This window comes from Cryobacterium sp. MDB2-A-1 (genome assembly GCF_004402675.1).
In the GTDB taxonomy this organism is placed as follows: Bacteria; Actinomycetota; Actinomycetes; order Actinomycetales; family Microbacteriaceae; genus Cryobacterium; species Cryobacterium glucosi.
The window spans coordinates 59,603-72,437 of record NZ_SOFK01000002.1 but is presented as its reverse complement, the minus strand read 5'-3'; the positions used below and the strand labels follow the sequence as shown (position 1 = coordinate 72,437).

9 protein-coding genes are annotated in these 12,835 nt (G+C 69.6%); 5 read left to right on the top strand and 4 right to left on the bottom strand.

The features are described from left to right. The first annotated feature begins 63 nt into the window (after positions 1-63). Positions 64-2,961 carry a GGDEF domain-containing phosphodiesterase gene (locus E3O39_RS00330; protein ID WP_134449704.1) on the top strand — a complete coding sequence of 966 codons (2,898 nt, stop codon included), beginning with the start codon at positions 64-66 and terminating at the stop codon, positions 2,959-2,961. Between the two features lie 95 nt (positions 2,962-3,056). Here E3O39_RS00330 and E3O39_RS00325 read toward each other — a convergent pair whose 3' ends face one another. Continuing rightward, positions 3,057-3,587, bottom strand: coding sequence for a hypothetical protein (locus tag E3O39_RS00325; RefSeq protein ID WP_134449703.1), 531 nt, complete (start codon positions 3,585-3,587; stop codon positions 3,057-3,059). Positions 3,588-4,072: 485 nt separating this feature from the next. Here E3O39_RS00325 and E3O39_RS00320 point away from each other — a divergent pair, with 485 nt between their 5' ends. From E3O39_RS00320 to E3O39_RS00310, 3 genes are all read left to right on the top strand, one after another. Beyond that, a complete protein-coding gene (locus E3O39_RS00320; protein WP_134449702.1) occupies positions 4,073-4,879 on the top strand; it encodes a hypothetical protein in 807 nt (268 codons plus the stop codon). 89 nt (positions 4,880-4,968) lie between these two features. Then, positions 4,969-6,300 carry a chaplin family protein gene (locus E3O39_RS19200; protein WP_194088659.1) on the top strand — a complete coding sequence of 444 codons (1,332 nt, stop codon included), beginning with the start codon at positions 4,969-4,971 and terminating at the stop codon, positions 6,298-6,300. A gap of 330 nt (positions 6,301-6,630) precedes the next feature. Beyond that, positions 6,631-8,310: a hypothetical protein gene (locus E3O39_RS00310; protein WP_134449700.1), complete on the top strand. Its 1,680-nt coding sequence runs from the start codon at positions 6,631-6,633 to the stop codon at positions 8,308-8,310. 242 nt (positions 8,311-8,552) lie between these two features. Here E3O39_RS00310 and E3O39_RS00305 read toward each other — a convergent pair whose 3' ends face one another. Next, positions 8,553-9,275 (bottom strand): EAL domain-containing protein, encoded by a 723-nt coding sequence (locus E3O39_RS00305; RefSeq protein WP_166787402.1) that lies wholly within the window; start codon positions 9,273-9,275, stop codon positions 8,553-8,555. Between the two features lie 79 nt (positions 9,276-9,354). Here E3O39_RS00305 and E3O39_RS00300 point away from each other — a divergent pair, with 79 nt between their 5' ends. Next, complete coding sequence (locus E3O39_RS00300) at positions 9,355-10,041, top strand: sugar transferase (protein WP_166787401.1); 687 nt, start codon at positions 9,355-9,357, stop codon at positions 10,039-10,041. Between the two features lie 3 nt (positions 10,042-10,044). On the opposite strand, the gene E3O39_RS00295 is transcribed toward E3O39_RS00300, so the two are convergent. Together E3O39_RS00295 and E3O39_RS00290 are read right to left on the bottom strand one after the other, a co-directional pair. Further along, positions 10,045-10,782, bottom strand: coding sequence for a CPBP family intramembrane glutamic endopeptidase (locus E3O39_RS00295; protein WP_134449697.1), 738 nt, complete (start codon positions 10,780-10,782; stop codon positions 10,045-10,047). Positions 10,783-10,820: 38 nt separating this feature from the next. After that, positions 10,821-12,566: a bifunctional diguanylate cyclase/phosphodiesterase gene (locus E3O39_RS00290; RefSeq protein WP_166787400.1), complete on the bottom strand. Its 1,746-nt coding sequence runs from the start codon at positions 12,564-12,566 to the stop codon at positions 10,821-10,823. Between the last annotated feature and the right edge of the window lie 269 nt (positions 12,567-12,835).

The following is a 12,835-nucleotide window of genomic DNA, read 5'->3' as shown; positions in this document are numbered from 1 at the left end:
GCCGCGCCGGGTACCCTGTGATGGGGCGCAGGTATTTCCGCGTCTCGCGAGCACGAGGGCAGCATGCAACTACTACTGGCACGCATCAGCGCGGCCGTCACCGGGGCGATGGGACTCGTCGTGCTCGCAGGCTGGTATCTCGGCGCGAGCACCCTGCCGGCCGCATTCGCCGGCCCCTGGTCGATGAAGCCGACGCCGGCCCTGGCTCTCATCATGCTGTCGCTGGCCCTGTTCCTGCTCGAGCGGCGTCGGGTGGCCCTGGTCCTGGGGCTTCCCGTCGCCCTGCTCGGCACCCTCACCCTCGCCGAAGACATTCTGGGCGTGACGCTCGGCGTCGACAGACTGCTGCCCGGCATCGCCTTCGGCGGTCAGGATCCACGCATGGCGCCGGCGACGGCCGTTTCACTGATACTTCTGGGCATCGCCGTCTGCGCGAGCCTGCTGCCGCGGGCGTCCTGGATGCTCGGCCTCGCCTTCGGCTCGCTGACCGTGAGCCTGCTCGCACTGCTCGGCTACGCCTACGGGGCGTCCTCGCTCTACACCTTGGGCGGGTACACGAGCATGGCTCTCATCACCGCTCTCGCGGTGGCGTTCGCGTCGGTCTCGATCCTTCTCACCCGGCCCGACAACGGCCTCGTCGGATTGCTGCGCGACCCGGGTAGCTCAGGGCGGCTGCTCCGACCCGTCGTTCCGCTCCTCCTGCTCGGCCCCTTCGTGCTGGGCTGGCTGCGACTCTGGGGCCAGCGACAGGGCTGGTTCGACACGGTGCTCGGTGTCGCCTTCCTGATCGCCACGATGACGGTGGTCGGCATCGGCCTGAGCTGGGTGGCCGCCCGGAGGCTCCGCGACCTCGACCGGCAGCGCGACGCCGCCATGGTCGCGATGGACGCGGCCAACCACGCCCTCGAGACGGCGGTGGACAGGCGCACCCGCGAGCTCGCGAAGGTCGCAGACACGCTGCACACGCTCGTCGCGATCGCCCCGGTGGGCATCGTGCAGATGGACGCGGCCGGCGGACTTCTCAGCGCCAACGACCAGTGGCGCGCCCTGAGCGGCCTCACCAGGGTTCAGTTCCAGCGCGGCGGTATGGCCACAGCCATCCACCCCGACGATACCGAACGCGTGCAACGCGACTGGGCTGCCGCGATTGCCGCCGGGGCAGCGTACGAGACGATGATGCGCTTCCGCACCCCGGGCGGTCAGGTCAACTGGGTACAGGTGAGCACCGCACCGATCCGGGACGCCGGTCAGGTCACCGGGCACATGGCCACGGTCACCGACGTGACCGCGCTCCACGCTGCGGAACAGGCGGTCTCGGCCGCGCGGGCACGATTCGAGGCCGCGTTCGCGTCGTCACCGCTCGGCACGGCGATCGTGGATCTCGACGGCAGGGTGGTGGCGGCCAACCCGCGGCTGTTCGAGCTCGCCGGGCCGGCATCCGTTGTCGTCGGCCAGCACATCGAGGCCATCTTCATGCCGCTCGATGCCGGAGCGCGCGGCGCTCGCACGTCGGAGGTGTTCGACGGGCCCTCGACGCGGCAGCGCATGGACCGCCGGATGCTCCGGGTCGACGACGAGGAGACGTGGGTCAAGGTGAGTATCGCCGAGATCCCCGCGGGGGAGCAGGCTGGCGCGCTGCTGTACCAGGTGGAGGACATCACCGCCCGCCGCCTCGCCGAGGCCCGAGTGGAGCACCTCGCGTTCCACGACCCGCTGACCAACCTGCCCAATCGCCTTCTGCTTCTCGACCGGCTCAACCAGGCCCTGTTGCAGTCATCACGGCACGGGCACGGCGTGGCCGTGCTGTTCATCGACCTGGACCGGTTCAAGTTCGTCAACGACAGCCTTGGCCACCACATCGGGGACGCCGTGCTGGCTGAGGTCGGGGTGCGGCTTCGGCAGCGGGCGCGGGCCACCGATACGGTATCCCGTATCGGCGGAGATGAATTCGTGATCCTCTGTCCGGGCGTCGACAGCAGCCAGGACGTGCACACACTGGCCCACAACCTGCAGCGCTCAATCGCCGAACCGATCCGGATCGGCGACCTCGTCGCATCCGTCGACGCGAGTATCGGCATCGCCTTCGGCCTCGGCCACGACGACGCGGAGGCGCTACTCCGCAACGCAGACCAGGCCATGTACTCGGCCAAGGGCCGGGGCCGGGCCCGCTACGAGGTCTTCGACGACGACCTGCGCGGCCGCATCGACCGGCGGCTGGACACCGAGCTCGCCCTCCGCGACGCCGTCGAGCTCGGCGAGATCGAGACCTGGTACCAGCCGATCGTCGATCTCCAGGAGAACACGGTCGTCGCCACCGAGGCTCTCGCCCGATGGCGCCGCCCCGAGCGCGGCATCGTCTACCCGGGCGAGTTCATCGCGATCGCCGAGGAAGTCGGGTTGATCAAGGGCATCGGCGTGACCGTTCTCGGCCAGGCCTGCCGGGCGGCGGCGACCCTCGAGGGCGGCCTCGCGGTGAGCGTCAACGTCTCTCCACGACAGTTCGCGCAGGACGACTTCGGCGTCGTTGTCAGACGCGCGCTGGCGGAGAGCGGGTTGCCTCCCGAGCGCCTCTGGATCGAACTGACGGAGAGCGCCGTGCTCGAGGCGATCGACTCCGCGGCCCGGACCTTCCAGGAGCTGAGGGAACTGGGTGTCAAACTGGCGATCGACGACTTCGGCACCGGCTATTCCTCCTTCACGCACCTCCGCGCCTTCACCGTCGACCTGCTCAAGATTGACCTCACCTTCGTGCGCGACCTCGAACGCTCCGAACACGACCGGGCGATCGTCGAGGGCATCCTGCGCCTTGCCGATTCGCTCGGACTCGACGTCGTCGCCGAGGGCATCGAGACGGCAGGCCAACGCGACCTGCTCCGGTCCATGGGCTGCCGCTACGGGCAGGGCTACCTCTTCTCCAGGCCGGACCCGTCACCGCTGCCCGTCGTGAGCTTCGACAGCTGACCGACGGGCGCCAACGGAGGATCGTCCGCACCGGTCCGGCAATCTGTAGCGGTCAGCCGCGCGATCTTCCTGAGTTAGCCACCGGAAGGCCGCGCTCAGGCGGCCGGCGGGGTGGGGACGGCGCCTGGCCACGTGCCCAGGTATGCGGGACTGTCGAGGTAGACGCTGTTCACCCCGGTCTGGGCCGGGTACTCGACCCCGGCGAGCAGGTTGGCCTGCGGCTGCAGGTCGAGGGTCCTGCCGTGGTTGCGCACGGTCAGGGTCAGCTCGGCGGGCTGGCTGTCGAACGAGGTCGCCCAGCCAACCCTGAGGACGTAGTCGAGCACGCCGGGGGCCGCTAGCGCGGAGTCGTCATCGACGTAGACCTCGATGATCGCCAGCGTCGACAGGCCGGAGATGACCTCACCAATGCTGGCATCGCTCAGCCCGGGGACGGCGTTCAGGAGCGCGGCAGCGGCCTCGCGGCTGATGCTCGCCCCGGTCGCTGATGCCCCGGTCGCTGATCCTGAGGACGTCGGCGTTGGCGCCGGAGTGGCCCTGACGGCCTGCGGGGAACAAGCAGTGAGCACGGCTGCCATTGTCACGGCCGCGACAAGGGTGACGATCGAGCGAGTGCTGAGTTTCACTTCCGGATCCTCATCGAGTTGTGGTGTAGTCGCGGACGGTGGCGCGCGACGTCCCTCGCGAGGTGCAGCTCGTCTGCCTTCCCCAGGACTCGTGAAGCGAGAGGTTCTGTCGCCTGTGCACTCTTTGCCAGGCGTTTTCCCCGTAAGCCCCGTCCGAGCTTAACGAGATTGGGGCGGATCAGCGGTTCTCGTCGGACGACGTCACGCCCGGGACGGTGCGGGACCGTCGACTCGCCTGAACCTGTGAACTGCGAATCTCGTTCGCTGGCTCATCCGCGGGCCGTTTCGGCCGACCCAGGCCGGGGGATTTGCACCCTTGCCAGCCCATCCCAATTGCAGCGTGATGCAACATTCCCCAAGTGAGGCGGGGCCGGCGCTCAAGGCCCGTCCTGGTGAAGCTGGCAGTATCGACCAGTTTCGTGGACACGAGCTCCCCGTGCACCTACGGTCGGCCTTGTACACAACTGAGGACGGAGGTGAACGAGATGAATGATGCTGAGGCATTTCGTGCTCCCCGCGCCCTCTGGCTCGCTCTCGTCGCCGTTGCGCTCGGCATCGCCTGGTTCCTGTGCGGCGGGGCGAATCCCGCGTCGGCGACCGATCTGCTCCCCGATGCGCCTCCTGCAACGGATGCCGCCGCACCCGGCCTCCTGAACGCTTCCGTCCCGGAGCTGGTCGCCAGCGTTCCTGCCTTTGCAGTCTCCGTCGTGGCTGACGCACCTGGCGTCGACACCGCAACCATTGACGCGGCGTCCGCAGACGTGCCCGAAGCCGTTGGGACGGCCATGACGCCGATTCTGGCCGCCGTAGCTGCCGAAGTACCCGACGTCAGCATTCCGGACCTCAGCATCCCCGATGTGGCGGGTTCTCCTGTCACCGTGCCCGTCGCCGTGCCCACGATCGCCCTCGCGGTTTCAGACCTTTCCACCCTCGCGACTCGCACAGTGATCACCTCGGTCGTCCCGGCCGGGACCGTCTTCGTCGCGCCGAGCGCGCATCCGTTCCCGCCCTCTGTGCGCGGCACCGCCGGTACCCCCGACGCGGTCGCGAGCCTGACGCTACTTGATGCCGCGGCATCCGCTACCGGAGCCCCGCTCGGCACGCCGGGGCACCCCGTTAACCTGCCGCAGCCCACTCCGGATGCCGCAGCACCGGGCGGCGGCAGTTCGGCATCTCTGCTCGCAACGTGCGGATCAACACGCGCCGCGTCTGTCGCGGCTCTCCGTCTCACTTTCGAGGACGACGCCCTGCCGTCCTCCCTCTCCATCGACCCCGGTTCTTCTCCCGCCTGAGTAGGTCCCTACCGTGCTATCCCGACGGCATGCGGACCACCGCCACGCGTCCCTCGCGCGGCTCACTCACACTTTCAAGGAGAACCATCATGAACATCACTCTGTCCCGGGCGCTCTACGGCACCCTCTTCGTCGGGGCGCTCTCGCTCCTCGGCACGACCGCGGCGCACGCCGCAGACACCAGCGGCGACTCCGGAACCCTCTCGGGATCCCAGGTCGTCACCGACACCACGGCCCCTGTCCAGGTCTCCGGCAACGCGATCAGCGTCGTGGGCGACTCCGCCAGCACGGCACCGGCTCCTGCGGCTGCGTCCGCGTCGGCTCCTGCTCCTGCAGCCACACCGGCGCCAGCCGCTGCAACCACCTCGAGCTCCGACGGGACCGCCTCCGGCACCCAGGTCGTCGCCCCGGTCGCGGCCCCGGTGACCGCGTCCGGCAACGCCATCTCGGTGCTCGGCGACTCGACCTCGACCGGGTCGACCGGACCGGCCCCCGCCCCAGCCCCGGCGGCCACCCTGGCCCCGGCAACGACAACAGGAACCGACTCCCTTCTCGGCGGCACACAGGGCCTCACCAGCGTCGACGTGCCGATCACGGCATCGGGCAACGCGGTGAGTGTCATCGGTGATTCGGCGTCAACGGGCACACCGTCCGCGAGCACGGCGGATGCCTCCGCTCCCGCGGCCGGCTCCGGCCGGGTGACCTCGGGTGCGGACGGCATCGCATCAGGTACGCAGGTCGTCCCTGAAGTCGCTGCACCGGTGACGGTCGGCGGTAACTCCGTCGCGATCCTCGGTGACAGCAGCGCGACATCTGGTTCGCCGGCTCCGTCAGGGTCTGGCGCGGGAACGACCTCCGCTCCCACGGCAGGATCCGCCCCGGTGACCTCAGGTTCGGATGCCACGGCGTCAGGCACGCATGTCGACCCGGTGGTTTCCGCTCCGGTGACGGTCGGCGGCAACGCGGTCTCCGTCGTCGGTGACAGCGAGTTGGTGACCCCGACCTCCGTGACCCCGATGACCCCGATGACCACGGCTACAATGATGGCCCCGATGGCCCCGATGGCCCCGATGGCCCCGATGGCCCCGGTGGCCCCGGTGGCCCCGGTGGCCCCGGTGGCCCCGATGGCCCCGATGGCCCCGATGGCCCCGGTGACCTCGGCTATCCCGACGGATCCGACCGACGCGGCCGGCCCGACCGCCCTCATCGACACAATCGTGACATTCGGAGCTTCGGCGAAGTCGACCACGCCGGCGCACTCCGGCAAGGTCTCGGCCCCGGCCGCACTGTCGGTCACGGAGCTCGCATCGACCGGCATCGGCACACTCGAGTTCGGCGGTTTCGCCGGCCTGTCTTTGCTCATCGCCGGAGCCGCCTTGATGTTCACGCGACTGATGAACACCGGTCGTATGAACGTCTAGTCTCCACCCCTGATGCACGGATACCGTCGGCCCGACCGGACCGGCGGCATCCGTCGTTTAGGCGGTCCCGTGCTTGCCCTGAGGTGTCGCAGAACGACGTTGGAGGGGCGTGGGAACGTCGATCTGCGACGCTTCAGCGAGGGCCCACACTCATCGGTGAGTTGCAGAAACTAGATTTCACCTGCGATTCTCCACTACCCACTATCATCGTGGGCACACGTGTTGCGCGGGGGTGGTCCGCGACATGCAGGGGGCCGTCGTCATCGCCGGGTTCTGGCAGCCGCTTTCCGCCGCGCTCATGCCGACCGACGACCCGAGAAGGGCACCACCGTGAGCGACTCCCGCACCCTCCTGTTCGCCGAGGCCGCGAACCCCGCGACCTCGCCAGCCCGCCTCGCCAAGCTCGCCGCGAAGCATTTCGACCTGCATCGGGCGATCGCTGCGAACCCCGCGTGTTATCCAGGTCTTCTCGAATGGATGCGCGGCTGCGGCACGCTCGAACCGCTCGCACCCGCATTGACGCAGTCTCCAATCGCGGCGCAGGCACCGACCCGAAAGGCGGCGCACGCTGAGCCATCCGTGCCCGCCTATGCAGTCTCCCGGCCCGTGTCCCTGCCCGTGTCTGGCCCGGTAGGGGCCGGGTCGGGCGCACCCGGCGGCTGGCAGCAGCCCGTCGTTCGGGCCAGCGCCGCGGCATCCGCCGGACGTCGCCGCCGTCGGCCCGGCCTGCTCTGGGGATCGATCGGCGTTGCCGTGCTGTTGCTCGCCGGTGGCGGCGTCTGGGCGTACGCATCCGTCTTCTCCAAGATCGGCGGGTCGTCGACTCCGCAGGCCGCAGTCGAAAAGCTCCTGACCGGAGCGGTGTCGCTGGACCTGCTCAACGTGTACGGCTCCCTGTCTCCCTCGGAGATCACCTCGCTCCGAGGCCCGGTCGAGACGCTCGGCCGGATCAAGCTGGATTCCGCGACCAGCCCGACCGACTACACGGCCGTCTTCGAGAAGCTGCGACCGAACCTGAACGTCACCCTCACCGGCTTGGACTTCTTGGTCACCGACATCGGCGATGGGATTGCTGTGGTCGCCGTGACCGGTGGCCAGCTGCACGTCGACGGTGACCCGAACGCTCTCGCCGGTCTGTGGATGGACGCCGTGAAATCCCAGCTCACCGAGCAGCTGAAGGCGACAGGCTCCACCGACGAGCAGGTCGCGGCCTCGCTCGAGAAAACCCGCGCGGCCGCCGTGGCCGGCATCGACGCCGCGCTGCCCTACGACCGCAGTGCGAGCGACCTTAAGCAGGACCTGGGGAGGGACGTCTCCGCAGTCGCCGTGCAGGAGGGCGGCTCGTGGTACGTCAGCCCCCTGCTGACCGGGTTCGAGCAGGGCTTCCAGGACCGCCTGCGCGCGGACCCGACGCTCACCCGCGGGGCCATCGTCGCGCCGGCCACCTATGTCACGCCGGAGGACGCAGTCCGCGGGCTGGCCGACGGGGTCTCCGCCTACCTGGCCCGGGGAGATTCGGGCGCACTCGCCGCCGCGCTTCCCCTCGCCGAGCGGCGCCTTGTGAGCCTCTACGGCGTGCCCACCTCTTCAGTCGACGGACGGAGCCTGAACGTCACCAACGTCGGCGTCTCCAGCACGGTGTCCGGCGACACCGCCCGGATCACGCTGGATGACCTGTCCTTCGCGGGGGAGTCGGACTCGGTGCCGTATGCGTTCTCGATCTCGGGAGTGTGCGCCACGGTCGGGAGTGCCTCTGGCGCAAAGATCTGCCTCGATCAGATCCCCGGCTTCGCGAAGCTCGGAGCCCAGGATCTGCGGCTCATCGCCGTGCGCGAAGGCGACGGCTGGTTCGTCAGCCCGTTGCGCACCGTGGCCGATGCGAGCTCGATCGTGATCAACCGGGTGGCGCAGCTGAGCCAGAGCGGCGAGCTCGCCGACCTCTTAACCACGACAGCGAATGCCCCGATCACCTCCGACGAAACGGCTCCCGTCGAGGAGGGTGCCTACTGAGGCCCCCGACATCCGTGCGCGGCCGCGCCGGTTTTGGCAGGCCGCGCCGGTCTGGTGTCGCGGCCGCGTCGGTTTGCGCAGGCCGCGCCCGCCGTTTCGGGTGCGGCCTGCGGAAACGGTAGCGGCGGCGCGCGCGGCTGACCCGCGGATGCCCCGAGTCAGCGGGCGAGCTGGCCGGCGGCAATGCGCGAGCAGACCGCGGCGACGTCGGCGGATGCGGCCGGTCGCGAGAAGAAGAACCCCTACCCGTACTCGCACCCGTGTGCACGCAACCACTGCGCCTGCACCGCGGTTTCGATGTCCTCGGCGATGACGCTGCTTCCGAGGCCGCGCGCGAGCCCGAGGATCGACTGCACGAGCGGCGCATCCGTTTCGCGCAGCCCGATCGCCGAGATGAACCGGCGGTCGATCTTGAGCACGTTCGCGCGCACCTCGCTGAGCCGGGCCAAGTTCGAGAACCCGGTGCCGAAGTCGTCGACCGCGATCGCCGCCCCGGCCGCTTGCAGCTCGGCCATGTTGTCGTTCACCTCCGCGAACTCGGTGACGTAGTCGCTCTCGGTCAGCTCGATCTTGAGCGCACCGCGCGCGAGCCCCGAGCTGGACAGGATCGCGCGCACCCGGGCGGCGTACTGGGGGTCGCCGAGCTCGATGCCCGAGGCGTTGATGCTGACGAAGAACGGCGGATGCCCCGGCGGGGCCTGGATCGTCCAGCCCGTGGCCGTCGACATGGCCGTTTCGAGTACCCACTCCCCGAGGCGGGGCATCATTCCGCTCGTCTCGCAGAGCGGGATGAATTCCTCGGGGGAGATCGCGCCGCGTACCGGGCGCGTCCAGCGCAGCAGCGCCTCGACGCCCGCCGCGCGCATCGTGTCGAGGTCGATGATCGGCTGGTACACGACGGTGAACTCGCCATTCGCGATCGCAAGGCCGACGGCGGCGGAGGAGGCGTACTGGCCGCCGTGCACCCGGGTGGTTCCCCGGCCTGAGCATCGCGGCGACCGCCGACGCCAGCACGACGATCGAGTCGCTCGTGAGCATGCCGTCGTGCCGGGAGAGCGCAACGCTGATCGACACCGCGAAACCGGACGGCACCACCTCGTGGTCGCCCCCGGCCTGACCGACCTCGGCGGCCCCCGCATCAACACCCGACCCGTCGCCGTCCTCCCGCTGATCCACGTGGAGACGCCCCGGTTCGAGGTCGGCAAGCGGTTCACGAAGCGCGCCTTCGACCTCGTCATCGGCGGGCTGCTGCTTCTCGTGCTCTCGCCGGTGATGGCGGTCACCGCGCTGTCGATCCGCCTTGTCGGCATCGGCCCGGTGCTCACCCGCGAGCAGCGCATCGGCAGCGGCGGCCGCCCGTTCACCCTGCTCGGCTTCGGGTCGGTGGATGCCCGGCGCCCCGGCGCGCGCCGGCGCCGCTTCGGTCTCGACGAAGTCCCGCAACTGTTCAGCGTGCTCACCGGCACGATGTCCCTCGTCGGACCGCGCGCGCCGCTCGAGGACGAGGTCACGGGCTTCAACAGCCTCGAGCACCGCCGGTTCCTGATGAAGCCGGGCATGACCGGCCTCGGCGAACTCTACGAGCACTCCACCCTGCCCTGGGAAGAACGGCTGCGCCTCGACATGTACTACATCGAGAACTGGTCGATCGTGGGCGACGTGATCATCCTCTGGCGCACCGCACGGGCCGCCCGCCGCCGCACCCGCCGCGGCCGAATCCGAGCCCGCTGACACCTACCCGAGCAGCGCCGGTACCACCACGAGCCCATTGAACACCACGTGCGCGATGATCGCCCCGCCGAGCCGCCCGGTGACCGCGGTGACGGATGCCGCCGCGAGCCCGAACACGAACGTCCCGGCCCCGACCACCCACAGGGCGGTCGGCGAACCGGCATCCACCACGTGCACCAGCGCGAACACCAGCGCACTCACCGTGCACGCGAGGGACAGGGCCACCGGGCGGCGGGCATCCCTGGCCGCGGCGACCGCGCGCAGCAGGAGCCCGCGGAAGAACAGCTCCTCAATAAAGGGGGCGATCAGCACCGGGGCGAGGAGCGACAGCACGATCCACCACGCGTCGTGCGCCGGGGCGTCGAGCGTGGCGCCCGCGGTGCCCATCTGCCCGTAGCCGGCGATCTCGAACAGGCTCGCCACCACCCGGGTCAGCAGCCCGATCGTGAGCCCCCAGAGCAGGTCCAACGGGTGGAAGCCCAGCCCGAAATCGCGGGCGAGCGAGCGGGAGCCGCGCAGGTAACAGGCCACGAGCACGCTTCCGAGCAGCGGAACCCACACCACCAGGTAGCTGAGCACCTCGACGAGCCGCGGGTCGGTGAGGTAGCCATGGCTGAGCGCCCAGTCGGCCGCGAGCACGAGCAGGATCGCCCCGACCGCGCCGGCAGCCGCGTCATCGAGACCCCAGCGCACGCGCCGGGCCGGGGGAGTGTCGGGCGCAGCGGGTGTGGGGTGGGTCATGCACTCAAACTATCGTGTCGCCCGAGCGCCCCGCCCGCCTATTCCGGGCGCAACGCCGCCGAGCGCGCGCTCAGCCCCGCGCACACCGCGGCAAGGTCGGCGGATGCCACGGGCCCGGAGAACAAATACCCTTGCGCGAAACGGCACGCATTTTCCTCGAGCCAATCGGCCTGGACATCCGTTTCGACCCCTTCGGCGATGACGCTGCTGCCGAGACCCCGGGCGAGCCCGAGGATCGACTGCACGAGCGGGGCGTCGTCGGCAGCGCAGCCGATCGCCGAGATGAAGCGGCGGTCGATCTTCAGCACGTTCGCCCGCACCTCGCTCAGCCGCTCGAGGTTCGACGAGCCGGTGCCGAAGTCGTCGATCATGATCGGAATGCCCGACGTCTGCAGCTGGGCCATGTTCGCGTGCACCGCGCCGTACTCCACGACGTAGTCGCTCTCGGTGAGCTCGATCTTGAGCGCTCCCGCCGGCAGCGCCGCAGCCGCGCACAGCGCGAGCAGCCGGTCGGCGTAGTGCGGGTCGCCGAGTTCGATGCCCGAGGCGTTCACGCTCACGTAGAACGGCGGCGCCCCCGGCTCGACCGGCATCGTCCACGAGGACGCGGTCGTCACGGCGGTGTGGACAATCCAGTCGCCCAGGCGCGGCATCGCACCGCTCGCCTCGCACAGCGGAATGAACTCGGCCGGCGAGATCGCGCCCCGGGTCGGGTGCGTCCAGCGCAGCAGCGCCTCGGCGCCCACGGCCCGCCGGGTGCGCAGGTCCACGATCGGCTGGAACACCAGACTGAATTCGCCGTTGGCGATGGCCTGCCCGACCGCGGTCGCGGTCGCGTAGTGCCCGCCATGGACGCGGGTGGTCCCGCGCCCCGCCCGCTTGGCGCTCGAGAGCGCCTCGGTCACCCGCGTGCGGAGCCCGGAGGCCGACTCGCCCGGCTCGTGGCCGGCGATGCCCGCGGAGAACACATGGACATCCGCCCGCATGGCCTCGACCGCGGCCTCGGCTTGCCAGGTGGTCATGCCCGGCAGCAGGATCGCGAATTCGTCGCCGGCCGTGCGGGCGACAACTGCGCCCGAGTCCGGGCCGCCGAGCCGCGTGCACCGTGCGGCGAAGTCGATGAGAATCGTGTCGCCGTAGGACCGCTGGCGTACTTCATTGGTGAGGGTGAAGTGGTCGAGGTCCACGAGCACGACCGTCGTCACGTCGCCGGGCGCGGCGCTCCGGACATGATCGTTGAGGATGCGTTTGAAGTAGATCCGGTTGCCGAGCCGGGTCAGGTCATCGGTCTCCGACTTCAGTGCGCTCGTCACGAGCCAGTGCAGGCCGAAATTCGCGATGATCGCCGCAGGGATGATCAGGAGCAGATCGATGCCGCGCATGCCCGGGTGCACGAACAGCGCGGTCGTGACGAGCACCGTGCCGGCCACGGCGAACGGCAGCGACTGCAGGATCGGCAGAAACATATAGGACAGCGCGAGGATCACGAGGATCCACGTGCTCATCGCGAGGGCCGAGGAGGTGGTGTCGGTCAGGTAGACGCTGACAGCGGTGTCGAGCAGCAGGAACGTGAGCACGATCATGCGCACGGCCCGGGTGAAAAACCGGCGAAAGAGAATCGACAGCAGCCCGACCGGCAGCGAGACACACGCGATGAGGACGAACAGGCCGGCGTGCGGGGCCAGGCTCTCCTCCGGTGTGCCCACGTAGACGAAGAGCACGAGGGATGCGAACGTCGTCAGGCTGCCGAGCAGCAGCCCGGCCACCTTCGGGTTGTCGAACATTCCCGGATGGAACGTGACCATCAGCTCGGCCCGGAAGAATCTCCCCAGAGATTCTCTCCATCGGTGTGTGCGATTCCCCCCTGAATCGTCCATCAGCCGGTTATCTGTGGTGGGGCCAGGGCTGGCCCGGTTCCGCACGCGGAAGACGACTCCCGCTGCACCTCGTTGTATGCAAATGTCGCGCCCATGCAGCGAGCCTACCGCCGCCACCCCCGCCCAGGCGGATGTCGCCGCTCGGCCGCCGCTCGCCCCACCCCCATTTGCCTAGA

Excerpts from the sequence above, each read along its gene's own strand:
- E3O39_RS00330 (WP_134449704.1), top strand. The coding sequence starts at position 64 with ATGCAACTACTACTGGCACGCATCAGCGCGGCCGTCACCGGGGCGATG.
- E3O39_RS00320 (WP_134449702.1), top strand. The coding sequence starts at position 4,073 with ATGAATGATGCTGAGGCATTTCGTGCTCCCCGCGCCCTCTGGCTCGCT.
- E3O39_RS19200 (WP_194088659.1), top strand. The coding sequence starts at position 4,969 with ATGAACATCACTCTGTCCCGGGCGCTCTACGGCACCCTCTTCGTCGGG.
- E3O39_RS00295 (WP_134449697.1), bottom strand. The coding sequence starts at position 10,782 with ATGACCCACCCCACACCCGCTGCGCCCGACACTCCCCCGGCCCGGCGC.
- E3O39_RS00290 (WP_166787400.1), bottom strand. The coding sequence starts at position 12,566 with ATGTTCGACAACCCGAAGGTGGCCGGGCTGCTGCTCGGCAGCCTGACG.